Genomic DNA, 24379 nt, shown 5'->3' on the forward strand with positions numbered 1-24379 from the left:
GTCTGATCGATGATCTCTCCCGTCACAGGATCGATCATCACCCCTGTTACTGCGGTCGTGGACTCTGACACGGCCGTCTCCTTTCGGATCAGGCCGGACCATCACACACCGTTTTTCTTACAGTCCCAACGGCATCGAATATGAGGGGCCCGGCCAGTGGGGAGGCAGATAGTCAAGGCTGCCTAAAACGGCGGAGGGCTTCCACAGGGTGGATCCCGCGAAAGCCCTCCAGTGTCGTAGCCGGGGGTGGATCAGCGTTGGGGAAGGGCTTTGGTTCCCTCGATCTGCACTGCCTGGAGTTTGTTCGGGTCCAGGCCGAGGGTCTTGAGGATTGTCGGCGCGATCTGTGTGGTTTCAACCGTGCTGGTCACGGTGCGGGCACGCTCGTCGTTGGCACCGGAGATGACGAGGGGTACGTCCCGGTCATCGGCGGAGGCGCCGCCGTGTTCGGCGATTTTTGATTTACCGCCGGTGTAGACGACGCCGGTTTGTGCGATGCCGAGGATGTCGGGGTAGCGGGCGTCGCTGGCGTTCGTGCCGAAGTAGTTGGCGACTTCGCTGCCTGCGTAGACGGTGCTCAGTCCCGAAGTCGGCACGGTCTTGGGGGCACTGTTGATGTCGTTCCCGGCGGCCGAGTGGGATGTCAGGTAGTCCTTGGCAAACTGCGCGGCTGCCTGGGAGTGGTCGGAAAGCCAGAGCTGCATGATGTCGTCATCAGTGGAGAAAGCCACCAGGTCCGCAGACCCCGTGTGGGCGGCCTTCCAAGCGGCATTGAGTCCGTCGATGATGGTGCCGTCCGGAACCCTGGTGAGTTGGTTTGGGTCGGTGGGGGACTGTCCGTGTTTCGCCGAGAGGATGATGGTTGTGTCCTCAGCCTGACCGGAGGCCGACAGTGCGGACTGCATCTTCCCGACGGCGGTGTCGACGTAATCGAGGGCCTTGGTCAGCAGGGGTCCGGGAACGGTGCCGCCCGGGAGGTAGCCGCCCGTGAGGCCGTCCGACGTCGGGAGCTTCTGGGCCGTGGAGACGGACTGGAAGTTCATCCCGAAGATCGCAGGGACGCTCCCGGCCTGTGTCCCGGAGTGGTCTTTGCCGCCGATTTCGTTGAGGACTGCCTGGACTTTGTAGCCGTCGTACTGCTGGGTGGCGGCATTGTCCTGCGTCCAGTCGCCGGTGAACGGTGCGGGGGCCTTGCTGTTGATCTCGGGCGTGAAGAGATCATCGACTCCCTTGCCGGAGGGTCCATTCAGGATTTCGTACGCGGGGTGCTTATCTGACCACGCTGTCGTCATACCAGCGCTTTTGGCGACTTCGAAGACCGTGTTGACCTTCAGGTACTGGTGCGGGTAGACGGGTTTGCATGTGGAGGGGTCTACGGGCAGGGCTGCCGGATTGAGCAGAGATCCTGGCCGGCGGGTCATGTTCATGATGCTCGCGGGCAAGCCCGAGAGGCCTTGCCCGGCGTCGAGTGCGTCCGGGTTTTTGTCTGCGGCCTCGGTCAGCGCCACCTCGGTGCCGGGTGCGGTGTTCTTGCAGTCGGTGGTCCCAGCGGGCAGGAGGGCCCGGTTGTAGGTGTCGTCGTAGTAGATTCCGGTTGTTCCGGGGTTTCCGCCGGTGAGTTGTCCGACCATGCCGGGGAAGGAATCGGAGGGCACCGGGGTCTGGGCATGCGTGTAGCTGGTGCCGTGGCTCACCAGCGTGGCCAGCGCCGATTCCGGATGCGCCGCAACGTATCGGTCCAGGTCCTTCTGATGTAGGCCGTCCACCGAGAGCAACAAAACATGCTTGGACGTTTCGCCCCGGCCCTCCTGGCCGTCACTGCGGTGCTGGCCATCGTCGGCCAGAGCCGGCACCACCGCAGAACCGGTCATCATGAGCGCACCGAGAACCGCAGCTGCGGCGACCCCGTTCTTCCTTGCTGACTTCATCAAAATAACCCTTCGCCAAAGTGAAAAACACGAATGCCTTGCTCTCCCCTCGAGGATTCTTGCCGACGGAGGGTCCCTAGTTCCTCTGTTTTCGGGCCATCCGATGAAAGGTTCACCCCAGGTTCAACACCGCGTCGCGAAACTTTCCGGCAACTCACAGGCTGCGGCTATCGCTTTGCACATTCCGGATGCCAGGTGGAGATCATGGAACGCTAAGTGGCGTGCGCTGGATCAGCACTTCTGATTCCCAATCCCGGAATTCGTCGGCTGTTCTCTGCGTATCTCATCTGATGAATCACCTGGTCGGTGATACCAGGGCGCGGCGCAGTGGTTGGCATCCTGGGTCTACAATCCTTTCATGACCGTCTCCGTCGACGTGCACATGGTTTTTCCCCGCAAGCTGGCCGCAGCCCGGTGCGCGGTCACGGCGGGTGAGGTTGGTTCGGCGTGGGGGGCCGGCAGTGGGCAAGGTCTGGAGCTTCCTCCGCACTCAGCCGGGTCTGTGGTCGGACGGCCTCAACATCTTCGTTTACCAGCACTCGAACGCGCCGGATTCGCCCATCCTCTGGGACTTCGGCGTTGAGGGCACGGGTGCCTTTGAAACGGCGGGTGAGGTGTACGTGACCGAAACGCCCGGCAGCGAGGCTGCAGTGGCTGTCCACCAGGGTCCGTACGACCGGGGTATGACGAATCCGGCTCCCGCTTTGGTGGTTTCTGATGGTCAACGGGCTGCGTTGGAGGTGTTGTCGAAGTCGCGGACGGCGTCCCATCGTGAGGTGCAGCGGGCGAAGGTCTTGTTGATGGCCGCGGAGGGGTTGGCCAACGAATCGATCGCGAAGGTCGCCAGGACGAGTCCGGGGACGGTGCGGGCCTGGCGGGCCCGGTTCGAGGCAGAGGGTCTGGCCCATCTGGGCGAAGTGCGGGCCGGGCGGGGCCGCAAGCCGGTCATTCCCCAGTCCACGATCGACGAGATCGTTGATCTGACGCGAAATTCCAGGCCCGAGGGCCAGACGCACTGGTCGGTGCGGACCATGGCCGCGAAGGTCGGGGTGTCGCCGGCGCAGGTGCAGCGGATCTGGGCGGCCCGGGGCCTGAAACCGCATCGGGTCGATACGTTCAAGCTCTCCAACGATTCGCGTTTTGAGGAAAAACTCATCGACGTCGTCGGCCTGTATCTGAACCCGCCGGAGAAGGCGATCGTGCTGTGCATGGATGAGAAATCCTCCATCCAGGCTCTGGACCGGACCCAGCCGTCCCTGCCGATGACGAAGGGCCGGGCGGAAACCATGACCCATGACTACAAACGCCACGGCACGACCACATTGTTCGCCGCCCTGGACGTGGCGACCGGAAAGGTCATCGGCTCGTGCCTGCCCAAGCACCGTCACGAGGAATTCCTGGTGTTCCTCAAGAACATCAACAAGGAAGTCCCGCCCGGCCTCGACGTCCACTTGATCCTGGATAACTATACGACCCACAAGCACCCGGACGTGACGGCATGGCTGGCGAAGAATCCCCGCTTCCAGCTGCATTTCACCCCGACTTCGTCTTCGTGGCTGAACCTGGTCGAGCGCTGGTTCCGGGAGCTGACAGAGAAGGCCCTGCGCCGCGGGGCATTCCATTCCGTGCCGGACCTCATCAACAAGATCGAGGAGTACCTCGCAGCCCACAACACCGAACCCAAACCCCTGATCTGGACCGCGACCGCAGACTCAATCCTCAAAAAAAGTAGCCCGCGGCCGCGTCGCCCTCGAAGCCATCAAACAAAACGGAGACACACTACGTGGGGACCGCGTCAGGGAACTCGTCGGCCGCAAATGTCTCGCATACGACTAGCGCTCCAGGGGCTATTTCGGATGGCGCAGGCAGACCATAACGCCAGGCTAACCGAGTAGTCGTAAGGGCGGCCGTCTCGCCGCAGCAACCGCATATCGCTGTGCCGTCGGGCCTTTCGCAAGATGACTTTTGACCAGATACGCTGCGCCGCCCCCTAGAGTGAAGTCATGCTGCACTCAACCCGGCAAGGCTCCGGTAAGCCACTCCTCCTGATCCATGGACTCGGTTCCAGTATTGGTAACTGGAATCCGGTAATCCCGGCGCTGGCTGATGAACGCGATGTCATCGCCGTCGACCTCCCCGGTTGCGGCGAATCCGCGCCGCTGCCCGGCGAAACCACCATTGCCACGCTGACCGATGCCGTCGAAGCCTTTATCCGCGACGAGGAACTGGGTGACATTGATGTGGTAGGCAGTTCAATGGGCGCCCGGATGGCACTGGAAATGGCGCGGCGAGGGCACGCCGGCACCACGATCGCACTGGACCCCGGTGGCTTCTGGAATGACCGTCAGGCAGCGATCTTTGGTGCAAGCGTCAAAGCATCCGTCGCACTGGTGCGCCGCATCCAACCGGCGCTCCCCTTCCTCACGGGCAACCCCGTGGGTCGCACGGCCCTGTTGGCTCAGTTCTCCGCCCACCCCTGGAAGTTGCCGCAGGATCTGGTCCTACACGAGCTTCGCGGGTTCAAGACATCGACCAGTCTGGACCCGGCCCTCAACGCGCTGATTCACGGACCCCGCCAGGAAGGCGCACCGGCCGGTTCACTCCGAGGCAAAGTGGTCATTGGATGGGGGCGGAAGGACAAGGTCACCGCTCCCAGCGAGGCGGCGCGGGCCAAGGAGCTGTTCCCGGATGCAACACTCCACTGGTTCGAAAACTGCGGTCACTTCCCGCACTGGGACCAACCAACGGAAGCGGCGCGCCTGATCCTCGACAGCACCGGCTGAGCTGCGGCTCATCGCCGGAGCGGGGCCATTGGCGTTGAGGCTTTCCCGACCGCCCGGTCCAGCAACCGGCGGGGAACAGAGCTGTTGTTGCCCGCGTCGATGACGGCGCCGGCGGAGCCCTCCGCGAGCAGCTCTGCCGTGAACGGCCGGAGGAACGATGCCAGGGTGTCGATGACGGGCTGCACACTTACTGAAGGCACACGTCTAAAAAGCGTGTACCAAAAAGCATTTTGTGAAAAGTATTGTGCGAGAGGCTCGAGGACGTTCAGGACCCGTAACGTAGCAGACAAGCCGTAACCGGAAGCTAGGACCTTTCACTGGAGCCCTGGGTCTAAGTCAACCGATAGACGCCCTCGCTTGGACATTTCGAGATTGGCGTGACGCTGCCTTCTTGCTGCAACCTCAGCAGTTCCGCGTGTCGGGTCGATAAACGGCATCGGGTTTACTACTTTTAGCAGAAGCAAGAACGCACGTCCCCCCAATGTGCGAAGTAGCTGATGGAAGCCCCACGGTTCGAGTCCAGGACGTGGGGCTTTTCATTCATGCCTAACCGTGGCGTGCGGCTACTTACTTTGACTCCGTCAGGATTACACGGAACCGGGTGTTTGGGTGGTACGTCCAGGTCGCCGAGATCTTGTCCCACGAGGCCCTTTGCATACCGTCCAAAGCGCGCGTCGCATCCATCTGGGTGACCACGCTGTCGGGCACTGACAGCGCATTTAGAACGCAAAAAATCTCCTTCAGGCTAAGACCGTGTGGCCGGCGTCGCCGATGGTCGTATGCCGGCTGCCGATTACTTCGCACGAGCGGGCCGCTCGTTGGATATTCGACTCGGCAGGTGCAGATGAGGTTGCTGCCGAGGGTGCCGGAGTCGTGTCTGTCGCACTGGACGAATACTGGCGGGAGCGGGGCAGGGACCCCAAGCACCCGGAACGGTTCCCGGGCGGTCGGCGGGACGATGGCCGGCGGTAGAGGCGCTGGGGAGGCTGTGGCACGGGTGCTATGGGACCAAGTGATCCCGACCGGCTACCGACAGCTTGATCTCATCACGAGACGACGGGATTGGCGCCCTTTGAACTCCCGGATTTTGGTAGTGAAGCGGTGGCGGCCAGGCGTGAGCCCTCAACCAGTCATCCGTACTCCGCCAACTGCCCCGGTCCAAGGCGTGTCTCCAGGACTGGGCAGGGATAGGTGTACGGAAACGTAGCCCTGTTGAAGTGTGATGACCTGAGACGCGCTTCCTGGGCAGTTTACAGTGAGCTCGACCGGCCAGAGTGTGACCGTGGGGTGCTCCTGCCGGATGAAGATCGTGGCGCTGGCAGCACCGACGCAAGCAGCAGTAACCGTGTACTGGCCCGCCGCCGGTACTTGTTCCTTCCCACCAAAGCCCCTGGCAGGGCCGTCCAGTGGACCCTCGCGGAGAAGCATGACCGGTCCCGGCACGGCGTTCAGGAGTGTGTCCAGGTCCTGGTAGTTTCTGACCTCGCGCTGATGGACCTGGGGATCAGCGGGTTCTGTGGCTGACTCCGTGGTCAGTGACGGGTCAGTTATGGCAGGGCGCTCGTCTTGGACTATTGGTGTGGTTCTTGGATCTGGGTAGTCGTAGGAGCATCCGGCCACGGGCACCAGCAGGCACAAGGGAAAGGCAAACCAGCGGCCTATGCCTTTCATGTCCACGCTTCCCATGGTCCTTAAGTCCGCCGTTCAATGCAACAGACCCTCACGACACGGCCGCCTTTGTCCCCGCTCCTGTCGCACCCCGGGAGCACCATCGAGGTATGACGGTTCCAACGGTGGAGGCGGCGATCCACGAGCTGATGGATCTCGCCTGGAATGTTGTCTATGACCTGCTTGAGGAGCGGGGCCTGCTCGGTGACGGGTTGAACGTTGAGGAGTTCACGGCATCCACTCCTGGTTGGACGGGCCCACCCGGTACACGGTCGTCCACTCCCTGGACGTCGCGATCCTGTTCGTCGACACGCGGCCGCTGGACGCAATTGTCTTCCACCACGACCTGCTCAGCGCCGACGACCTCGTCAGCTTCTTCACGCTTCCTGGCTAGAGGACGCAGCGCTGGTCGGTGAGCGGTCGGTGATGTCTTGCCTTACAGGCCGAGCATCAGGTAGAGGACTGCAAGGGCCAGCGAGTCCCGGGTCATGACGGGGGCTCGGCCGTGCTGCCCCAGACCGCGTTCATCAGGATGCCGACCTGCCTGTCCGAGCGGGGCGCCAGCGGATCAGCGCACCTTGGAAGACGGACAGGGCGGCCAGCAGCGCCGCACATGCGGCTACCGCCAGAAACTGATCCAGCGTCGTCACATGCGTCCCCCGCCAGTTGCATGGGTTGAATCAGGGCCGCCGAGGACGGCTGCCGGTTTTAATCCCTTGAAGGTCAGGTAGAGCCCCAATGACAGCTCCCAAAGGAAGATCGGCAGGGTCGCAACCGCCGACAGTACGGAAACCTGGTCGTTGATGCCGAACATGGTCGTTATTGCCGAGATGAGCAGCAGCGGGGCACCGATGAGGCCCATCAACGGGATGAAGCGCGGTACGAGCCGGGGGCGGAACAGCAGGTAGCCCAGCAGCAGTGCATTGATGGCCGGGACCATCCAGGGTCCGATGAGGAACGTCCAGTCCCGCACAGCCACGAGTGCCCGGGCGGCGGTGATCAGTGAGCTGTGGTCTGTTCCGGAAGTTCCTGCCTGCCTCAGGGTCACGACTGCCAGGAGGCTGACGACGCCGATGGCGATAACGGCGGCTTCGAACATGCGCGAGGTGACAAAGCCCAGCGCCAGGCTCTCATTCTGCCGCCTAACCACTGGGAACAGGGCTGCTGCGGTGCCCACGCAGGCTGTGGCATTGACCAAATCGAGCAGGCAGCCCCAGACCACGCTGGTGTCATTGCCGGCGCTGGTGACGTAGTTCGGATCGCTCAGCACCGGTCCCAGAAGGAAGACGGCAGGAATGGAGCTGGCAAACGTAGCGAGGTAAAGCACTCCGCGGTAAGCGCGGTCTGCCTTGCAGAATTCAAGGCATCTCTTTTCGTCTCAACAGATGGCTCAAGCACCTGGCCACAGCCTAACCGCCGGCAGCCCACGCGGCCGTAACCTTCGTTCCATACGCCTGTTCGTTCAAATAGGCGGCCGAATGCCTTGCTTCACCGCCAAGGTCTGACATATTGGTGCCAGCACGTGACCGGAAACCGAGAGGGGCGATTGATGGGCGCATGGGGCTACCTGCCGTTTGAGAATGATGACGCGCTGGACTGGCTGGAGGAACTCGAAGCCGGAGGGGCGGACGTCGTACGCAAGGCCTTGGCGAAGGCGGGGGACCGGTATGTGGAGGCGCCGGACGGGGCCATGGCCCTCGCCGCGGCCGAGGTCGCCGCCGCGAGCCAGGGCAATCCGCTCGGGGACCTGCCGGAGAACGTCACCGACTGGGTTACCGCGCATGGGGCCGAGCTCACCGCCGAGGACGTGGAGATGGCTTTGGAGGCGGTCGAACGGGTGGCGGGGGATGAGTCCGAGCTGGCCGAGCTGTGGGACGATGCCGACGAACCCGAATGGCGCGAATCGCTCGACGACCTCTCCGAGCGGTTGCGGGCTGCCCTGCGTTGAACCGGGGCTACCGCTGGTGCATCCCGAGGATGGATGCGGGCACTTTTGCGGGCAGGATGGCCTCATGACGGGTATTCATCTCAACGGACACCTGGTGTGCCGTGACACCAACGACGTCTCCATTGTCTTTCAGCATCTGGGCCGGCACACCGAGCTCACCCGCGCCGAACCGGGCTGTGTCTCGTTCCAGGTGACTCCTACCGATGACCCCCTGGTGTGGCAGGTCCAGGAACAGTTTTGTGATGCCGCAGCTTTCAAAGCTCACCAGGAGCGCGTAGCTGCCAGCGACTGGGGCCACGCCACCGCTGGGATTGAACGCCGCTACACGATCGAGGGACTCTGACCCCGCCCGGAGAGTCCAGGCGCATCTCCGTCCCACCAGGGGTCTTCACCTGGTAGTCATCTGCTGCTGGTGGGGGCCGGCCATGGACGAACAGCTGGTAGCCCCGATCCTTGCCGCCAAAGACCTTTCCAACCGGGAAGGGTTCGACGAGAACTTCCTCGGCCCGGAAGTGCCCCTGCCGGCATTGCCGGACGTGGCGATGGTCCTGCTGGCCTACACGCACTTATCGGTGCTGATGCACCTCGATAAGCGCCTGGCCGCCGTCACCGGCCTCGGTATCGACGGGGAAACTCATGGACCTGGACCGCTCGGGAATCAACTGGTGGCAGGACCCCGGCTGGACGAGGACCAGCAGACGGGGGAGCGGGTCTACGCCCGCAATGACATCGACCGGGGGCACCTGGTCCGTCGGGCCTCCGCCGTCTGGGGTGACACCCGGACCGAGGCGGCCCAGGCGAACGAGGATACCTTCCGCTGCACCAACGCCGCTCCGCAGGCCGCGAAGTTCAACCAGGGCCTGGAGCTGTGGCTCGGCCTGGAATCCTACCTGCAGAACCATGCCGCCGACAACGCCCGCCGGCTCGTGGTGTTCACCGGCCCGATCTTCAGCGCAGTGGATCCCGTGTACCGGGGCGTGGAGATCCCGCTGCGATACTTCAAGGTCGCCGTGTTCCTGCACCAGGGCGAACTTTCGGCGATCGGGTACGTGGTGGACCAGGCCCCCTGAGCTGGCCGACCTGCCGGACCTGCCTGCATGCGTAAGGGTATGCGCACCAGTCTGGCTGCCCGATGATTTCATTCGAACAGGCACGGGCCATCGCCTACAAGACCGTCGGCCCACGCTGGGAACCCGGGTATTGCGGCGAGTACACCGTGGCTGACTACGGCGGCGTCCACTCCCGGCTGGACGGGCCCACCCGCTGCACCGTCGTTCACTCTTGCAACGTGGCGCTGTTTTTGGATACCCGGCCGGTGGACGCCATCGTCTTCCACCACGACCTGCTGGGCACGGACGACCCGGCCAACTTCTTCACGCTTTCTCGCTGACTGCCTGGGCTTTTGCGTGGTGTCAGGCCGGTCCGCCACAGGCCCAATCCTGGCCCGTTCCACGCCCCACCTTTCGTCGAAATATTGGTGCCGGTGTCGGTGTTTTTATAGTGAGTGCTATGAACGCGAGGAGGTATCCCGTGACCAGGATTCAGGTCATCATGGGAACAACCAGGACCGGGCGTTTCGGCGAGCGGGTCGCACCATGGGTGCTGCAGCGGCTTGCCGAGCATGGGCTCGACGTGGAACTGGTGGACCTTCGTGATTACCCGTTGCCGTTCTTCGACCAGAAACCACCCTCCGTCACGGGGCGCAATTACCCGATGGAGGACATGGCCCGCCTGGGTCGGAAGCTTGACGAGGCCGACGGGTTCGTCATCCTGACTGGGGAGTACAACCACGGCTACCCCGCCGTGCTGAAGAACGCCATCGACCACACCTTCGTCGAGTGGCAGCGCAAACCGGTCGCCTTCGTGGGCTGGGGCGGAGTCGGCGGCGCCCGGGTGATAGAGCAACTGAGGCTTGTGGCTGTCGAACTCGACATGGCACCAATCCGTCAGGCTGTGCACATCCTGCCCGAGGTCATCCGTCCGGCGTTCCGGGCCCACGACCCAACAGACTTCAGCGTCTTCGAGCCCCTCGAAGCCCGTCTCACAGCCCTGGCTGAAGGGCTGGCCTGGTGGGCCACGACCCTCGCCGCCGGCCGCGCCGCCGCGGACCAAAAGGACCATTGACACCCGCTGGCGGCTGGGAGTATCACAGCCTTGGGCGGGTCGGTCCGGCTCCGCTCCCTCTGATTTCGGAGGCAACGCACCGCAAAGGAGCGGCATCATGGCTTTGTCACTAATCCTGCATCGAGTGGCGGACTACGACGCGTGGCGGAAGGTCTACGACTCAGTCGCCGACATGCAAAAGGAAGGCGGCGTCACCGAAGAATCGGTGCACCGGATGGTGGATGACCCGGACAATGTCTTGGTCATCCACCATTTCGAGAGCGTGGACAAGGCCCGGGCCTTCTTCGCCAGAGACGACCTTCGCGAGGCGTTGCAGCGTGGCGGCGTCCAGGGCGAACCACGGATTGAATTCTTCGAGTAACAACCGCCAGCCGGGGCGGTGTCCGGCGCCCGCCCCGCTGGGCCTCACCCGTTTATCGCATCTGGTCTCAACGGCGCAGCCAAGAGCTCAGGGAAAACGTGGTGGACTTGCCCTGCACATACTCGACCTCACCAGGTCTTTCACATAGCATGTCGGAGGGCCTGATGCAGACGGGCTTGAGGAGCGCAGCCGTCTGTATTTCATCGCGGGGCTGCCAAGGCTGAATGCAGGCGTCATGGCATCTGGGGAATGTACTGACACCCACAGGGTTGGGGACATTGGGCAGCAGGTGGAAGAGTCGACCCCGCGTGTCACCATCGCCTGGGTCGGGCCCGGTATCCTGCGACTGGTTCTCCAGCCTCAGGCACAAATCAACCAAGCCGACGGGGCCTGGGCCAGTACCCAAGTGCTGGCCCACACCAGGGGCAGGCCCGTTGCCGTTCTCCTTGAGATTACAAGCGTTGAGTCGGTCAGCAGGGAAGCCGTCGCGTTCTACAGCGAGGCATCTACGGTCGCAGCGTTCGCCTTCTCGGCCGCTCCCCGGTAGACAGGATCATCGCCCACAGCCTCCGCGGACTCGCGTGGCCCGGTTGCCCCGTCCAGTATTTCGAGGACGAGCAGGAAGCACTGACCTGGCTTGCGCAGTACTGCTAGGGGCTGAGCGCAGCATCTCCCCGGATAGAGCTGCGACCGAGGACCAGAGCGGGCTGGCGGATTCTGCTGTTCGCGCCCCGCCGCGGCCGTCCCTGCCGCCGGCCGGGGATGACCTCGTTCAGCTGGGCCTCCTTGGCTGCGGTGAGCCTTCCGGCCCGGTAGTCGACGCGCTGGGTATGCAGCCACACGCCCAGGACCCGTTCCACCCGGTCGTCGGTCTTGTTGTGACGGGGCCATTCGTTGCCGGCGGCCAGGTAGGCGGCAACCTCGGTCAGGCGCTGCGTCCACCGGGCTGCGTCAGCGTCCCGTTTCGTCGGGTACGTCCGCCAGCCGGGCTTCGGCCGTGTAGAAGTCCAGAACGTCAAGTGAACTACGGCAAGATCGAGAAGTCTGCCGGGCCATGCCCGGCACAGAGTCCAGCCGCGGTGCCCACTTCGCGTAGGTCACCGCGGCAGGAAATCGAGGCGGACGTGGGTGGTGTCAGCGTCGGCCCTCCGCCGCCGTGGCGCAGCGGTTCTTGTCAGGTTGTGCGGTGTTTACCCAGGGTTTTGAGGGCGGCTGCGAGCGCTACGGCCGTCAGCACCCAGCGGGTGCTGACGATGATCGGGTCGATCCATTGGTGGTTCGTGTCTGCGCGTTTTTGCCCAAATCCTGAGCTGAGGCCGTCCCGGCGGAACTCGGCGGCCACTCCGGTTTCGGTAATGGGGTTGTCGGGATGGAGGGTGGCGAAGGATTTTAGGTGGTGTTCCCATGCATCTACCCGGTCTGCTGCGATCAGCAGCAGCCAGTGCGCCGCCCGGCCTTCACTGTATTTGTAGGCGTGTCTCCGGATGGCGCCGGAGGCCCCTGCAGGAGGAGTGGAGGTCCCGAAAACCGGCGGCAGGAATGCGTGCTCGACCGACCGTTCCCGGGGCCACTTCTCGGGTTGGCGTTCGGGGAAGTCCCAGTGCGCTCCGGTTTCGATCCCGGCTTGCTCACGGGGATAGGAGGGCCGGTCGGCCGGGTCGAGGTCGGCTCCCCATCCCGGGATCTGTGCCCGCAGGTCTTCCGCGGACCTCATCGGGGTACGTTTGTTGGCAATATAGGGTGTGGCTATTTCAGTCATGATGCACTACCCCTTCAGGACTGGCCCGCGACAACGAGCGGCTTGATGATGTTGTCCAGTTTGGCGGAGAACATGTGGTAGCCCTCGGCGATGTGCTCCAGCGGAATGCGGTGGGTGACGAGGTCGCTGGGTTTCAGGTACCCGTTTTGGATGTGCTCGAAGAGGCGAGGCCACTGCCGTTTGACCGGACATTGGTTCATCCGCAGCGTAAGGCCCTTGTTCATGGCGTCGCCGAACTTCACGGCGCTGAAGATGGGCCCGTACGCGCCCACTACTGATACCGTGCCGCCTTTGCGTACCGAGTCGATGGCCCAGTTCAGGGCGATGGGGGAGCCGCCTTGGAGTTTGAGTTTGGAGGCGCTGACGTGCTGGAGGAAGTTGCCGTCCGCCTCGGCCCCCACGGCGTCAATAACGACGTCGGCGCCCAGGTAGTCGGTTTCCTTCTTCAGGTGCACCACGATGTCGTCGTACTCGGCAAAGTTGAACGTCTCGGCGTGCGCAAAACTGCGGGCCTTCTCCAGCCGGTACTCCAGGTGGTCAATCACGATCACCCGTCCGGCGCCCATCAGCCACGAGGACTTCGCCGCGAACAGGCCAACAGGCCCTGCGCCGAACACCACAACGGTATCGCCTTGGGCAATGTCCCCGAGCTGGGCGCCGAAGTAGCCGGTGGGACAGGCGTCCGTTAGCAGCACCGCGTCCTCCTCGTCCATCCAGTCCGGGATCCTGCTTGGCCCCACGTCCGCGAAGGGGACGCGCACGAATTCGGCCTGGCCGCCGTCGTACCCTGCGCAGGTGTGGGAGTAACCGTAGATGCCGCCCACCGCCGTCGCGTTGGGGTTGACGTTATGGCAGTCGGAGTACAGGCCGCGGGTGCAGAAGTAGCAGGAGCCGCAGTAGACGTTGAACGGCACCATCACCCGATCACCCACTGCCACGTTCTGCACCGAGGAACCCACCTGGTGAATGGTCCCCACGAACTCATGCCCGAAGGTCATCCCCACACGCGTATCCGGTATCATGCCGTGATACAGGTGCAGGTCGGACCCGGAGATGGCCCCCTTACTGACCCGCACGATCGCGTCGTTGGGTTGTTCGATCTTGGGAATGTCTTTTTCTTCGACCCGAATCTTGTAAGGGCCTCGATACACCATGGCGCGCACTAGTACCACGTCCCTGGAGTTGTTGGTTTCGACATCGGACGTTCTCCTCACTGGGCCTTTCAGGTCCCGGCCGGGTGGAGGACGACTTTTGTCCAGCCGTCTTCGCGGCTATCGAAGTTCTTGTAGCCCTCGGGTGCCTGGTCCAGCGGCAGCTCGTGGCTGACGAGGAAGGACGGACTGGCTTTTCCACCGGCGATGAGGTCACGCAGGGCCCGGTTGTATTTCTTGACGGGGCACTGGCCTGAACCCATCGTCTGTCCTTTGAACCAGTAGTTTCCATAGTCGAAGGCAACCTGGCCCTGCTGCTCAAGTTTGTCGGGGCCTCCCGGGTCCTGGGGCAGGAAAACTCCAACCACGCCCAGGCCGCCGACAAACCGCACGGAGTCCACAAGCCGGTTCAATGTCATGTTGGGGTGTTCGGTTCCGCCCGGATCGTGCGCTTGGTAGCCAACGCATTCACAGCCCCGGTCTGCGCCGAAGCCCAGGGTCTGGTCCTTGACGAACTCGACCGGGTCTACTTCGGAATCATTAACAGGGATGGCACCGATCTCCTCCGCGAGCTTGAGTCGGTCGTTTTGTCGGTCCACCACCATGACCTTGCCGGCGCCCTTGATGATGGCCGAGTAGGCGGCCATCAGCCCGACGGGTCCAGCGCCGTAAATCACCACTGAGTCGCCCGGGTACACCCCGGCCATCTCGGTGGCGTGCCAGCCCGTGGGGAAGATGTCCGCGAGCATGACATAGTCGAGTTCTTTCTCCGCCGCGTCCTCGCCCAGGCGCAGGCAGTTGAAGTCCCCTTACGGCACGCGCAGGTACTCAGCTTGTCCGCCCTGATATGGGCCCATGTCCGCGAAGCCGTAGGCGGCTCCGGCGAGCTTGGGTTCAGGTTGCATGGTCAGGCAGTAGTTCGTGAAGCCGCGTTCGCAGTTCTTGCAGAATCCGCAGGCGATGTTGAAGGGCAGCACCACCCGGTCCCCGACTTTTACCTTGCTCACGGCCGGGCCGGTCTCCACCACCTCGCCAAGGTTTTCGTGCCCGAAGGAGCGGCCGGGTTCAAAGCTGGTGCGGCCTTCGTACATGTGGAGGTCTGAGCCGCATATGTTCGCTGAGGTGATGCGCACCAGCACGTCGGCGGGGTGCTCAATTTTGGCGTCGGGGATCTCCTCGACACTGACGTCGTTCGGTCCTTTGTAAACTACAGCCTTCATGGTTCGCTCTTTTCCAATGTCCACCCCGCGGCCGCGCACAAGCGCGATCAAGGCGCGCGTCACCCAGGTACGCGTGCTTCAGTCACGAGGGAGTGGGTAGGTAAAGGACCTCTGAGTCCGCCCACACGGGCGGAAGGCCCAAGGATTCAAAGTGCCTCGCTGCCTTGGAATACCTGGCTGGCGGGCCACTTCGCGAAGTTGGTAGTTACCGCTCGTTAATACTAAGCACCCTTATTAAAGATGTCGAGGGCTACCGGGCCGTAACATTTCAGCAAAGGGGTCTGCTTACTCTGTTATCGATTCCGAGAATTGCGCCGAGTAGACGTGAATTGGTCCGAAGAATATGGCTGCCGCCTAGGTATTAGAGCTCCTCGAGTACGGCACGCCCGCCCTCAAGCGACACTGCAAAAGGCCAGGGTTGAACATGAAGGTTCATCAATCCGTTGTAGTTGCAAGACGGTCCGAATGCCGAAACCGGAACGCAGACGACGGAGATTCCGTAAGCCAATCACGGGGGGGAGTGGCGGGTCTGACCTGCCGCTGACATCGTCGTTCGGTACATGACCGGCGATATCGAGGCGGTCAGTGCGGAGACTGGCTGGCCCAACCGGCAGGCCCGAATGCCGCTGCGGCGGCCCGGTCAGGCGTAAGGGTAATGTCCCAGCGCGCCGCATCCAGGCGGGTGCCCGTGATATCTGCCGAGGCCTCTGAGGCCAGCCAGAGAAGCGGCCCGACCATGACTTCGGGCCGGAGCAATTGGCTGCGTACTGCTTCGGATACACCGTCGGGGATCATGCCTGTGTCGGTGGCGCCGCCGGGCAGCAGGCCGTTGACAGTGATGCCCGATCCGGCCAGGTCCTGTGACCAGATCACGGTTTCGGATTCGAGCGCGGCCTTGGATGGGCCGTAGGGCGAAAAGCCCGCGCGGCGCATGGTCTGGTGGTTCATGGTGATGTTGATGATGCGGCCCCATTGCTGGTGCAACATGTGCGGCACGGCCGCCTTCGCCATCAGGAACGGACCGTTGACGTTGGTGTCGATAATAGTCCGCCAGGTGTCACTGTCGACTTCCCAGAACCGCGTGGGTTCGGTCAGGAAGGTCGCGCTCACGTATTTCATGCCGCGTCCGGCATTGTTGACCAAGATGTGAAGGCCGCCGAAGGTAGCGAGTGCTTCGTCGACCAAGCGCCGGCAATCGGCTTCCTGGGTGACGTCCGCTTGCACCGCCAGCACACGGCGAACGCCGAGCATCACGTTGATCTCATCGGCGACCCTGCCGATCTCGTGCCCCTCGCGCGCGGCCGAGATGACGACGCTTGCGCCAGCGCGGGCAAGGCCGAGCGTCATTGCATGCCCGAGTCCGCGTCCGCCGCCAGTAACGATGGCGACCTTGCCCTCTAACAATGCCGTGTTCATTCTGCCTCCCTGGATGTACTGTCGCGCTTGGGGTGCGGGCTACATCGTACATCCCGGGTGTGACGCCAACCGGCGCCGTGTCCCAAAGATGAAACACTTAGCGAGCAGGTGGTCTGGGTGGTGAACGTCAACTTCAGGTCGAGGATAAGCACCATTCTGGGGACAGAGAGGAATCCGCTCGCCACGGCGAGCGGGTCCAGCACCGCGCAGAGGGTCCAGGAGCGGGATGCTCTCATGTCTGCGGCAGCGATGCTCCTGCAGCCTGTAGGAGCAGTAAGGGCTCATGAGGACGACGTCGCCGTCGTGATTCGAAAGGGCTGTCCTAGAATGGCCCCGAAGGCTTGATCCCGCTTCATTGATCTAAGGGTTCATCACCGTGAGTCATGAAAATGTAACGCCGGCGGCCACCACCGCGGCCCGCACCCTGTTCCGTGCCGCACTGGGCGGTGTGCTCGTCGCCCACGGATCGCAGAAACTCTTCGGATGGTTCGGCGGCGGCGGTATTAAGGAGACGAGCAAGGGCATGGATGCCATGGGCTTCCGCCCTGCGAGGACCAGTGCCATGTTGGCCGGTCTCGGCGAAGCGGGCGCCGGACTGGCGCTTGCTCTGGGCTTCGCCACGCCGGCGGCCGGAGCGGTCGCCGCCACGACCATGGGGGTCGCTGCCAGCGTGCACGCGCCGAACGGCTTCTTCGCCATGGACGGAGGCCTGGAATATCCGGCCGTACTCGGACTGGCGGCCACGTCCTTCGCGATCGGGGGACCAGGGCGGCTTTCCCTTGATGCCCTCACCGGTCATGTTCTCGACAAGCCGTGGATGCGGGCAGCCGCCGTCACTGCCATACCGGTGGCTATCGGTATCCAGATCTACCGTCGCCGCAATGCGCTGGCTGCAGACCACATGCCGGCCTCGAGCGCCACCGCGGCGGATGGCGAATCGTCTTTACCGGCCTGAACCGACGTCAGGCTGCCAGGACCATTTCACGACAACCACCATGGCCGGGGGCGTTGCCTGCAACTTGGCAACTTAGCGTTCGAGGACAATGTAGTCGAACAAAAGGAAGCGTGGACAGTGTCCGCACTACTCGCCTTGGACTGCCCCGTAGAGTCTTCGAACTGCTCGGGACCCCCATGTTTTCGCGGCTTGCCAGTGTTTGCAGAGGCTGGGATGCAACTTTGGGGTGAACACCCCGGCAGCCGATGGCCGAGGGAGCGACCGCCGAGCACGCCGCGCGGCCGTATGGGGAGACCCTGTTAGGGGGACAGGATCAGGTCAAGCACTGCTGGAAAGCTGGTGACGCCATCTTCTGCCATGAAGTGTCCGGCTTCGGGGTGGATCTGCAGCCGTGCCTGGAGGCTTCTGGCAAGGCTATCCGACGCTTCCGGTGGAACGAAAGGGTCCGTTTCAGAGCGGATGACAGTCCGCTTGCGAATGCACTCTGCCAGGCCTTCGACCTCCACCCCCTTTGCCAGGTATCGATCAAGCTCCGGCAACGCCTCGAGCGGTTCGATGAAGCCGGCTACCAGGACGAGTCCGCCCAGCTGCCACGGCTGCGGGAGGGCTGCCAGGACCCGCAGTACGGTGATCACCCCTAAAGAGTGCGCTATTATCACCGTTTCCTCATCCGGCACCCCAACCGCCCTACTTACAGCGTTCTCCCATGCTGTTGTCTCCGGATCGTCCGGGTCAGGGAGCGGAACAGCCGTGACGTCCACGCCCGCGGACTGAAGTTCGCGTTGGAGCGAGGGGAACCAGTTCGCGTCCGGCGCTGACTCGTACCCATGGACGATGACGACACGCTGGACGGGGATCGATTCGGCATCCATTAGGCAGACACTACCGGATGGGCCACCGCTATCCCTTTGCTACTGCTGATCAACGTTGCCGCCGCCTTGGGTGTAACCCTGAGCAGGCGGTCGGCCGGGCCGAGAAATGCGCGGCAATGCGTCGTGGCCAGCACGATTTTTCGGCGAGTGTGGCCCGGGTTTCAATAGCTGGGGCTAGCGGGAGTGCGAGGGGGTTTTCCGTTTGGCCCACAGCACGGCGTTCCGGCGGTCGGTGAGGGGCAGTAAAGGTCGATGCCTTCGGCGAGCCGGCAGCCGTTGCAGATGACGGTGCTGACAAGGTCTTCTGGGTCGGCTTTTCATGGACCGCATGTGTGTGGACGGGGCGGCTGCCATCCCCGCCAACGGTCGACACCTTGAGTTCGTGTAAACGTCCACGTCGCGGCGCCTGCCATAGAAACCTGATTAGGGAGCTGCCCTGCCGTTTGTCCCTGTGGGGCTCTTGACGTAGGGGTCAACCTTGGCGGTGTGGGCTGCGGTACCTGTCGCGCTTGTTCAACGGCCGGCAGTCGCCGCCTTCAGGATCAGTTCAGGGGCCTAGCATGTGCCTATGTGCAGGGCGCAAGGGCTCCTACTCTCCGGCACGGAGAGGCCCAACCGCCCGGAGATCTTGCATCGCGAGGCCGGGGTAGGCGGGCAAGCGGGTCCACGCCCAGTGGCAGAAAAGCGATTTCCCCCGCCAGTCCGTTCGCACCGGGCAGCGGTTGGCCATCACGAACGACTGCCGCGCCAACGCCTCTGCCGACCGACAGCAAGACGAAGTCTTTGGCCCCATCGATGTTTCTCGCTTCGGCTTCTCCCAGTACAGCCAGATACACGTCCTTCATGATGAGGAAGTTCGGCCCAAACAAGTCGTGCAGGGCGGTCAGGGTCGACTTGTCGTCCCAGCCAGGAAGGTTGGACGCATGCTGAAGGCGACCCGAAGTCGCGTCGACGACGCCCGGGCTGCCCATGACGGCGTACACGATAGCTTCTCTGGCCAGGGACTCCTGCGCCAGCAGTCCGTTCAGGGCTCCCGTCAACGCGTGCAGCATGTCCTCGGCCGACCCCGACTCCGACCGGGCACGGAACGTACCGCGGGGTTGCCCGTTCAGGCTGCGCCGCCCGAGCCGCACCCACTGCGTCCAGACGTCGATGGACAAGACCAAACCGGCGCGCTCGTCGATTGCCCAAAGCAATGGAGCTTGACCGGATCGACCTGCCTTGGAGCCCCTTTCGCACACAAAACCCGCTGCCTCGAGGCTCCGAAGGGCAGATCCAACTGTTGGCTTGGACAGACTGGTCCTCTTCCCGATCTCCGGCGCGGTCGTGGGTCCGTAGATGCGAACGTCGTCGAGAACGACCCGTCCATTCGTGCGCTTCAAGTCTGTCGCCCGCACACCCTGTGCCAAAGAATTCACTAAACATCCTGGAATCAAGCCGAAGTCAGGCACAAAGGTGCGCCGGCTGACTTTCGTCGACCTTAACAGCCAGCCGGGCGAATACTTCGCTCCGTCATCTGAGCCTGCATCGCGCGGCACTACACCCCGCCCCGCCAAGGCGAATCATCCAGGGCCGTGCCGTCCTTCATGAAGGCGATTGGGTAGGAAGAAGTCGACGGGTCCTTGTCCTGCAGGGAGTAGATGAGGAGGTTGCCGATGGAGGGCGGGCCGGGGAACGAGTCGTGCTTGCTGTTGCTGAGTGGGAAGGCGGCCATGCTTTGCGGTAGGCACAGGACGGCTGGTTCGGCGGGCAGACAGTCGAGTCGATGCGCGGGGGAGCTGGCGTGGTGCATGGAGGCCAAAGCCTTCCGCAAACCCGTTTGGCACCCGGACGCTCGCCTGCCACGACTGGGTCTTCCGGGTATCCTGCAGCTGTCTGCCGGTCGTTGTCCTGGCTCCAGCTAGTACGACAGGACGGGTTTCGGGATCAGCGGCGGAAAGACGCGCTGTCGGTGCCCTTACTTGACACGCGGCTCAGTGTCCTATTGGATAGGCCAGTCGGCCGAATGTGACGCGCAGCACGGGGGTATCCCCATCGCAACGTTGCTCGACCAAGGGAATACCAGCCCTAACTTTTAGTGTCCCAAATACGAGTCTGTGCTGTGCCCTGACACCGTCGGCTACCGCATTGCAGATTTAGCCGCAAGTGAGGAATATCAATGTCATCTGTGCCGCAGCCGGCCATGACCGGAGCCACAAGTACTGGGATCCGTCGAAGAAATTTGATCCAGCGGTTCACCGACCTTTGTGTCCGGTATGTTGAGCGGTTCATGCCTGACCCGTACCTCTTCGCCGTCATTCTGACGCTGGTTGTGGTGGTCATGATTCTGCTCTGGGTGCCGGGTGCTTCGGGATCCGGAATCATCCAGAGCTGGTATCAGGGCGTCTGGGGAACCAACAACATCTTCACCTTCGCCCTCCAGATGGTGCTCATTCTGGTCAGCGGGTACACCCTGGCCGAGGCTCCAGTCGTTAAGAAGGGCCTGAACTGGCTCGCGTCCAAGCCGCGCAACCAGGTCGAAGGCGCCTTGCTGTGCTTCGGTGCGGCCGCCGTCGCAAACCTCCTGAACTGGGGCCTGGGCCTTGTGGTCGGCGCGCTGCTGGGGCGTCGCGTCTTCGCCAGGCTGTCCAACGCGAACTTTGGCTACATGATCGCTGCCGGATACATGGGCTACATGTTGTGGACCAACGGGCTGTCCAGTTCGATCGCCCTGGCCAACACCGATACCACCAGCAAGCTGAACGTTATTTACACGCTGACGCACCAGGTGGTTCCGCTGGACCTGACCATTCTCCAGCCGTACAGCTACGTCACAGTGATTGTCGCGGTTGCGGCCCTCGCCTTGCTCATTTGGAAGATGGCCCCGCACGAGACCGACGACCAGGTTGACCGCGAAGCGCTGCTCGCGAGCGAGCCCGCTGAAGCTCCCCGCAACGAAGGCCCGAGGACCTTCGCTGATCGCCTTGAGGGTCTCTGGATCCTGAACGTCGCCCTGTTCCTGGCCGGTGCCACCTTCTTCGTGATCAGCGGCTTCGCGCTCAACATCTCGTCCATGGTCATGCTGTTCACCATCCTGGCCGCTGCCCTGCACGGCACACCGATCCGTTTCATCCGTGCCTTCACCGAAGCCGCCAAAACCTGCGGTCCGCTGTTGCTGCAGTACCCGCTTTACGGCGGCATCGTGGGGCTTCTGGCCTACGCACCGGACACCCACACCAGCCCTCTCCAGGTGATTATCTCATCGGCCATTGTTGCCGGAGCTTCGGTGGCGACCCTTCCCTTCCTGAACTTCCTCGGCTCAATCGTTATTTCACTTTTCATCCCCTCCGGCGGCGGGCACTGGGCGGTCCAGGGACCGATCGCCGTCGAAACCGCCCTGCAGATGGGCCAGTCATCGCCGGCCTACCTGGGGAAGATCTCCATGTCCGTCGCGGCCGGCGAAGCTGTGGCCAACATGATCCAGCCCTTCTGGCTGCTGCCCGTGCTGGCCATCGCCAAGCTGAACGTCCGTAGGGTAATGGGTTACACGGTTGCAGCCTTCCTCGTTGGCTTCGTCATCTTCGGTGTCGCCATGTTGGTCGTCCCGTATGTCTAGCACGGGCCGGCCCCAGACGCAGGCGACGGGGTCCCCTGGGGCTGCCGTCCTCGACGATGTCGCCTCCGGCCGAAGGACGGTCGCCGAGATAGCCCAGGCACACCTGGACACGATCCGTGCCCTAGAGCCCGAAATCCAGGCTTTCGTGCATCTGGATCCGAGGGCCGTGCGAGCTGCGGCCCGTGAACTTGACCGGGTTCCGCCGGGTTCCCCCGAACGGCCTCTCCTGGGGTTGCCGGTCGGCATCAAGGACCTCATCGACACCGACGACCAGCCCACCGAATACGGTTCCCGGTTGTTCGCGGGCCACCGTCCAGCCCGCGATGCGGCTGTGGTGCGTATGCTGCGCGACGCCGGAGCGCTCGTCACCGGCAAGACCGTCACTACAGAGTTCGCTTGCTTCAGCCCGGGGAAGACCAGAAATCCCGTGGACCTGGAACGCACTCCGGGCGGCTCCTCGAGCGGCTCGGCGGCGGCCGTAGCAGCGGGAATGCTTCCTGTTGCCCTCGGAACCCAGACCGCAGGCTCGGTCATCAGGCCTGCCTCTTTCTGCGGCATCGTGGGATTCAAACCCACCTTCGGCGCCATCGACCGCGACGGCGTCTTCCCGATCAGCGAAACGCTGGACACCGTGGGGCTGCTCAGCCGCAGCGTTGCCGACGCGTCTGCTGTCTTTGATGTTGTCCGGAGCAGTGCCTCCCGGGGCAACGGACGAACCGGCTTTGTCCGGGGAGTCGATGCCGCGACCAGGATCGGCTTCGCCCGGCCCGTCGAATGGGAACGGGCCGACCCCTCGACGCGCGAAGGTATCGACGCGCTGAGGCTGAAGTTGATGGACAGTGGCCTCGAAGCACTCGAAACAGCCCTTCCCCCTGACTTCGACGGTCTCACCGCCGCCCAATGCCTCGTCATGGATTTTGAAGTCAGCAAGGCCCTCAAGAGCCGGTGCGAAAAAAATCCTGAAATGGTGAGCGAAAGCCTTCTGGAAGTCTTGAGGCGGGGTGCTTCCATTTCGGTAGCAGATTACTCGGCGGCGATGGAATTGGCCGAGCGATGCAAGGCCATGCTTCCTGACTTATTCGATGGCGTCGACGCCCTCTTGGTTCCGGCAGTCATCGGTGAAGCCCCTCGGGGGCTGCAGGCAACAGGGGACCCGTTGTTCTGTCGTTCCTGGACCCTGCTCCAGTGCCCCGCAATATCGCTTCCCCTTCTGCGCGGACCCAACGGACTGCCCGTTGGCGTCCAGCTGGTCGGCAACCTAAATACGGACGATAACCTGCTCAAAACGGCCCAGACCCTGATGGACTGGAGCGTTGAATTCGCGCAGCCATAGAACACGTCAGGAGTGCTGGCATACGGATCGATGTCCCCCATTCTCGCCCTGCAGGCGGGGGAGCTCGAACAGCCGTTCCGAGCGTGTGTTTGGGTCTCGGGCTTCGTCTCGCAGGTCAATCATGGGACCCGTGGTGCGGGGGCGCCCCTTTGGGGAACCGTATTGGCCGGATGCCTCCCTCTTGGTACTTCAGAACCTATGGTGGTCACTCCGATGGCAACCAAGGCGCGGTCCTCTCGCTGCGGGCCCTCACCCCAGCCCCCCCGCGTCTGGGCCGGCGGCGCATCGTTAAGCAGCAGGGTCCTAGCTTTCCCCAGAGAAAGGGCTAGGACCCTGCATTGGAGCTCCTAAGTACTCAGGAGCTACCTCACGAACAAGCTGCCGGTCTCCCTAGGTAAGGGTGTTGACCAGCGCGCCGATTCCTTCGATTTCGACCTGGACTTCGTCGCCAGGTGCCAGCCATTTCCGGCTTTCCTGCGGGTATCCCAGGATGACGCCGTCCGGGGTACCGGTGAAGATAAGGTCCCCTGGCTCCAGGGTCATGTATTTGGAAATGTAGCTGATCAAGTGGGCGCAGTTGAAGATCATGTCTTTGGTGTTGGCTGACTGACGGAGCTCACCGTTGACTGTGCATGAGATTGCCAGGTTCGCGGGGTCGATCTCGTCCCGGGTCACGAGGGCGGGGCCGACTGGGGCGAAACCGTCGGACGACTTCCCAAGCATCCACTGTCCGGTGCGAAACTGAAGGTCCCTGGCCGAGAGGTCGTTTCCGACGGTGTAACCGAAGACGTAGTCCAGGGCTTCGTCCTCGGAGACATTGCTGGCCTGCTTTCCGATGACTGCGACGAGTTCGGCTTCGTAGTCGAACTGTGTTGCTCCTGCCGGCAGGCGCACGGGTTCATTGTGTCCGGTGAGCGCGTTGTTGAACTTATTGAACAGGATCGGAGATTTTGGAATCTCCATCTTTGACTCCGCTGCGTGGTCGATGTAGTTCAGGCCGACGCAGATGATTTTCTCGGGGTGGAGGACGGCGGGGGCGAAACGTGCCTCCTCTTCGGGAGTAAAGAGATCGTCCACGCCGCTGGTCTTGTCATATAGGTTCTTGATGCGTTCGAGCCCGGGTTCTCCCTGCGCAATGAGTTCCTGCACGTCTCCGGGGACCTGCTCGCTCAGCTTTGCTGCTGCGCGGGGGATGCTGAAGATGCCGCGATCTGTTTTCAGTCCCAGCGCTGGACGGTTGTCTTCATAGAAATGGAGCAGATGCAT

Annotated in this window: 25 protein-coding genes and 1 pseudogene; 13 read left to right on the plus strand and 13 right to left on the minus strand. The window is 63.0% G+C overall.

Translation table 11 applies throughout. From position 1 onward, the window contains the following. Positions 1 to 251: 251 nt before the first annotated feature. Positions 252 to 1928: an alkaline phosphatase family protein gene (locus IEW19_RS20050; RefSeq protein ID WP_229748617.1), complete on the minus strand. Its 1677-nt coding sequence runs from the start codon at positions 1926 to 1928 to the stop codon at positions 252 to 254. 683 nt (positions 1929 to 2611) lie between these two features. Here IEW19_RS20050 and IEW19_RS20055 point away from each other — a divergent pair. Together IEW19_RS20055 and IEW19_RS20060 are read left to right on the plus strand one after the other, a co-directional pair. Beyond that, a pseudogene (locus IEW19_RS20055) lies at positions 2612 to 3655 on the plus strand (IS630 family transposase); the annotation flags it as partial. Positions 3656 to 3931: 276 nt separating this feature from the next. Next, complete coding sequence (locus IEW19_RS20060; RefSeq protein ID WP_188573343.1) at positions 3932 to 4711, plus strand: alpha/beta fold hydrolase; 780 nt, start codon at positions 3932 to 3934, stop codon at positions 4709 to 4711. Positions 4712 to 4719: 8 nt separating this feature from the next. On the opposite strand, the gene IEW19_RS20065 is transcribed toward IEW19_RS20060, so the two are convergent. Then, positions 4720 to 4911, minus strand: coding sequence for a hypothetical protein (locus tag IEW19_RS20065; RefSeq protein WP_188573344.1), 192 nt, complete (start codon positions 4909 to 4911; stop codon positions 4720 to 4722). 1715 nt (positions 4912 to 6626) lie between these two features. On the opposite strand from IEW19_RS20065, the gene IEW19_RS23705 reads away from it, so the two are divergent. After that, positions 6627 to 6773, plus strand: a complete 147-nt coding sequence (locus tag IEW19_RS23705) for a hypothetical protein (RefSeq protein WP_229748618.1) — start codon at positions 6627 to 6629, stop codon at positions 6771 to 6773. A 252-nt stretch (positions 6774 to 7025) separates the two neighbouring features. Here the strand turns inward: IEW19_RS23705 and IEW19_RS20075 are convergent, their stop codons facing one another. Continuing rightward, positions 7026 to 7649, minus strand: coding sequence for a DUF4386 domain-containing protein (locus IEW19_RS20075; protein WP_229748619.1), 624 nt, complete (start codon positions 7647 to 7649; stop codon positions 7026 to 7028). 252 nt (positions 7650 to 7901) lie between these two features. On the opposite strand from IEW19_RS20075, the gene IEW19_RS20080 reads away from it, so the two are divergent. The 7 genes from IEW19_RS20080 (at position 7902) to IEW19_RS20110 (ending at position 11359) form a co-directional block, all read left to right on the plus strand. After that, complete coding sequence (locus IEW19_RS20080) at positions 7902 to 8327, plus strand: DUF4259 domain-containing protein (protein ID WP_229748620.1); 426 nt, start codon at positions 7902 to 7904, stop codon at positions 8325 to 8327. Between the two features lie 64 nt (positions 8328 to 8391). Continuing rightward, the gene (locus tag IEW19_RS20085; RefSeq protein ID WP_188573347.1) at positions 8392 to 8670 is read left to right on the plus strand and encodes a putative quinol monooxygenase; all 279 of its coding nucleotides are present in this window, start codon (positions 8392 to 8394) and stop codon (positions 8668 to 8670) included. Between the two features lie 82 nt (positions 8671 to 8752). After that, positions 8753 to 9397: a DNA/RNA non-specific endonuclease gene (locus tag IEW19_RS20090; RefSeq protein WP_188573348.1), complete on the plus strand. Its 645-nt coding sequence runs from the start codon at positions 8753 to 8755 to the stop codon at positions 9395 to 9397. Between the two features lie 62 nt (positions 9398 to 9459). Then, positions 9460 to 9717, plus strand: coding sequence for a hypothetical protein (locus IEW19_RS20095; protein ID WP_188573349.1), 258 nt, complete (start codon positions 9460 to 9462; stop codon positions 9715 to 9717). A gap of 140 nt (positions 9718 to 9857) precedes the next feature. Continuing rightward, positions 9858 to 10451: an NADPH-dependent FMN reductase gene (locus IEW19_RS20100; RefSeq protein ID WP_188573350.1), complete on the plus strand. Its 594-nt coding sequence runs from the start codon at positions 9858 to 9860 to the stop codon at positions 10449 to 10451. A 97-nt stretch (positions 10452 to 10548) separates the two neighbouring features. After that, the gene (locus tag IEW19_RS20105; protein ID WP_188573351.1) at positions 10549 to 10812 is read left to right on the plus strand and encodes a cyclase; all 264 of its coding nucleotides are present in this window, start codon (positions 10549 to 10551) and stop codon (positions 10810 to 10812) included. Between the two features lie 235 nt (positions 10813 to 11047). Then, positions 11048 to 11359 (plus strand): hypothetical protein, encoded by a 312-nt coding sequence (locus IEW19_RS20110; RefSeq protein WP_188573352.1) that lies wholly within the window; start codon positions 11048 to 11050, stop codon positions 11357 to 11359. 103 nt (positions 11360 to 11462) lie between these two features. On the opposite strand, the gene IEW19_RS20115 is transcribed toward IEW19_RS20110, so the two are convergent. The 6 genes from IEW19_RS20115 to IEW19_RS20135 form a co-directional block, all read right to left on the minus strand. Continuing rightward, the gene (locus IEW19_RS20115; protein WP_229748621.1) at positions 11463 to 11831 is read right to left on the minus strand and encodes a helicase associated domain-containing protein; all 369 of its coding nucleotides are present in this window, start codon (positions 11829 to 11831) and stop codon (positions 11463 to 11465) included. 155 nt (positions 11832 to 11986) lie between these two features. Next, complete coding sequence (locus tag IEW19_RS20120) at positions 11987 to 12571, minus strand: hypothetical protein (RefSeq protein WP_188573353.1); 585 nt, start codon at positions 12569 to 12571, stop codon at positions 11987 to 11989. 14 nt (positions 12572 to 12585) lie between these two features. Continuing rightward, entirely contained in the window at positions 12586 to 13734 is a 1149-nt protein-coding gene (locus tag IEW19_RS20125; protein WP_188573373.1) for a zinc-dependent alcohol dehydrogenase, read from the minus strand. Positions 13735 to 13793: 59 nt separating this feature from the next. Next, positions 13794 to 14471, minus strand: coding sequence for a zinc-binding dehydrogenase (locus IEW19_RS23710; RefSeq protein ID WP_229748622.1), 678 nt, complete (start codon positions 14469 to 14471; stop codon positions 13794 to 13796). 60 nt (positions 14472 to 14531) lie between these two features. Next, entirely contained in the window at positions 14532 to 14942 is a 411-nt protein-coding gene (locus tag IEW19_RS23715) for an alcohol dehydrogenase catalytic domain-containing protein (RefSeq protein WP_229748623.1), read from the minus strand. 582 nt (positions 14943 to 15524) lie between these two features. Continuing rightward, on the minus strand, positions 15525 to 16358 hold the full coding sequence (locus IEW19_RS20135) for an SDR family NAD(P)-dependent oxidoreductase (protein ID WP_188573354.1): 834 nt from the start codon (positions 16356 to 16358) through the stop codon (positions 15525 to 15527). 376 nt (positions 16359 to 16734) lie between these two features. Between IEW19_RS20135 and IEW19_RS20140 the strand changes: the two genes are divergently transcribed. After that, on the plus strand, positions 16735 to 17313 hold the full coding sequence (locus tag IEW19_RS20140) for a DoxX family protein (RefSeq protein WP_188573355.1): 579 nt from the start codon (positions 16735 to 16737) through the stop codon (positions 17311 to 17313). 299 nt (positions 17314 to 17612) lie between these two features. Here the strand turns inward: IEW19_RS20140 and IEW19_RS20145 are convergent, their stop codons facing one another. The 3 genes from IEW19_RS20145 to IEW19_RS20155 all read right to left on the minus strand — a co-directional run bounded on the left by IEW19_RS20145 (position 17613) and on the right by IEW19_RS20155 (position 19899). After that, positions 17613 to 18185 (minus strand): RBBP9/YdeN family alpha/beta hydrolase, encoded by a 573-nt coding sequence (locus IEW19_RS20145; protein ID WP_188573356.1) that lies wholly within the window; start codon positions 18183 to 18185, stop codon positions 17613 to 17615. Positions 18186 to 18751: 566 nt separating this feature from the next. Next, positions 18752 to 19381 (minus strand): ROK family protein, encoded by a 630-nt coding sequence (locus IEW19_RS20150; RefSeq protein WP_188573357.1) that lies wholly within the window; start codon positions 19379 to 19381, stop codon positions 18752 to 18754. Between the two features lie 341 nt (positions 19382 to 19722). Next, positions 19723 to 19899: a hypothetical protein gene (locus IEW19_RS20155; RefSeq protein WP_188573358.1), complete on the minus strand. Its 177-nt coding sequence runs from the start codon at positions 19897 to 19899 to the stop codon at positions 19723 to 19725. Positions 19900 to 20367: 468 nt separating this feature from the next. Between IEW19_RS20155 and IEW19_RS20160 the strand changes: the two genes are divergently transcribed. Then, entirely contained in the window at positions 20368 to 21780 is a 1413-nt protein-coding gene (locus tag IEW19_RS20160) for a TIGR00366 family protein (RefSeq protein ID WP_188573374.1), read from the plus strand. After that, on the plus strand, positions 21773 to 23113 hold the full coding sequence (locus IEW19_RS20165) for an amidase (protein ID WP_188573359.1): 1341 nt from the start codon (positions 21773 to 21775) through the stop codon (positions 23111 to 23113). Before IEW19_RS20160 ends, IEW19_RS20165 begins: the two co-directional genes overlap by 8 nt. 390 nt (positions 23114 to 23503) lie before the next feature. Here IEW19_RS20165 and IEW19_RS20170 read toward each other — a convergent pair whose 3' ends face one another. Continuing rightward, on the minus strand, positions 23504 to 24379 hold the full coding sequence (locus tag IEW19_RS20170; RefSeq protein WP_188573360.1) for a fumarylacetoacetate hydrolase family protein: 876 nt from the start codon (positions 24377 to 24379) through the stop codon (positions 23504 to 23506).

The organism is Arthrobacter liuii, from assembly GCF_014639275.1.
Lineage (GTDB): Bacteria > Actinomycetota > Actinomycetes > Actinomycetales > Micrococcaceae > Arthrobacter > Arthrobacter liuii.

Bases quoted from the DNA above. Each gene is read 5' to 3' on its own strand.
- IEW19_RS20160 (WP_188573374.1), top strand. From the start codon at position 20,368: ATGACCGGAGCCACAAGTACTGGGATCCGTCGAAGAAATTTGATCCAG.
- IEW19_RS20085 (WP_188573347.1), top strand. From the start codon at position 8,392: ATGACGGGTATTCATCTCAACGGACACCTGGTGTGCCGTGACACCAAC.
- IEW19_RS20145 (WP_188573356.1), bottom strand. From the start codon at position 18,185: ATGGATGCCGAATCGATCCCCGTCCAGCGTGTCGTCATCGTCCATGGG.
- IEW19_RS20165 (WP_188573359.1), top strand. From the start codon at position 21,773: ATGTCTAGCACGGGCCGGCCCCAGACGCAGGCGACGGGGTCCCCTGGG.
- IEW19_RS20135 (WP_188573354.1), bottom strand. From the start codon at position 16,358: ATGAACACGGCATTGTTAGAGGGCAAGGTCGCCATCGTTACTGGCGGC.
- IEW19_RS20120 (WP_188573353.1), bottom strand. From the start codon at position 12,571: ATGACTGAAATAGCCACACCCTATATTGCCAACAAACGTACCCCGATG.
- IEW19_RS20105 (WP_188573351.1), top strand. From the start codon at position 10,549: ATGGCTTTGTCACTAATCCTGCATCGAGTGGCGGACTACGACGCGTGG.
- IEW19_RS20050 (WP_229748617.1), bottom strand. From the start codon at position 1,928: ATGAAGTCAGCAAGGAAGAACGGGGTCGCCGCAGCTGCGGTTCTCGGT.
- IEW19_RS20110 (WP_188573352.1), top strand. From the start codon at position 11,048: ATGGCATCTGGGGAATGTACTGACACCCACAGGGTTGGGGACATTGGG.
- IEW19_RS20060 (WP_188573343.1), top strand. From the start codon at position 3,932: ATGCTGCACTCAACCCGGCAAGGCTCCGGTAAGCCACTCCTCCTGATC.
- IEW19_RS20095 (WP_188573349.1), top strand. From the start codon at position 9,460: ATGATTTCATTCGAACAGGCACGGGCCATCGCCTACAAGACCGTCGGC.
- IEW19_RS20090 (WP_188573348.1), top strand. From the start codon at position 8,753: ATGGACGAACAGCTGGTAGCCCCGATCCTTGCCGCCAAAGACCTTTCC.
- IEW19_RS20155 (WP_188573358.1), bottom strand. From the start codon at position 19,899: ATGGCCGCCTTCCCACTCAGCAACAGCAAGCACGACTCGTTCCCCGGC.
- IEW19_RS20170 (WP_188573360.1), bottom strand. From the start codon at position 24,379: ATGCATCTGCTCCATTTCTATGAAGACAACCGTCCAGCGCTGGGACTG.
- IEW19_RS23710 (WP_229748622.1), bottom strand. From the start codon at position 14,471: ATGCTCGCGGACATCTTCCCCACGGGCTGGCACGCCACCGAGATGGCC.
- IEW19_RS23715 (WP_229748623.1), bottom strand. From the start codon at position 14,942: ATGAAGGCTGTAGTTTACAAAGGACCGAACGACGTCAGTGTCGAGGAG.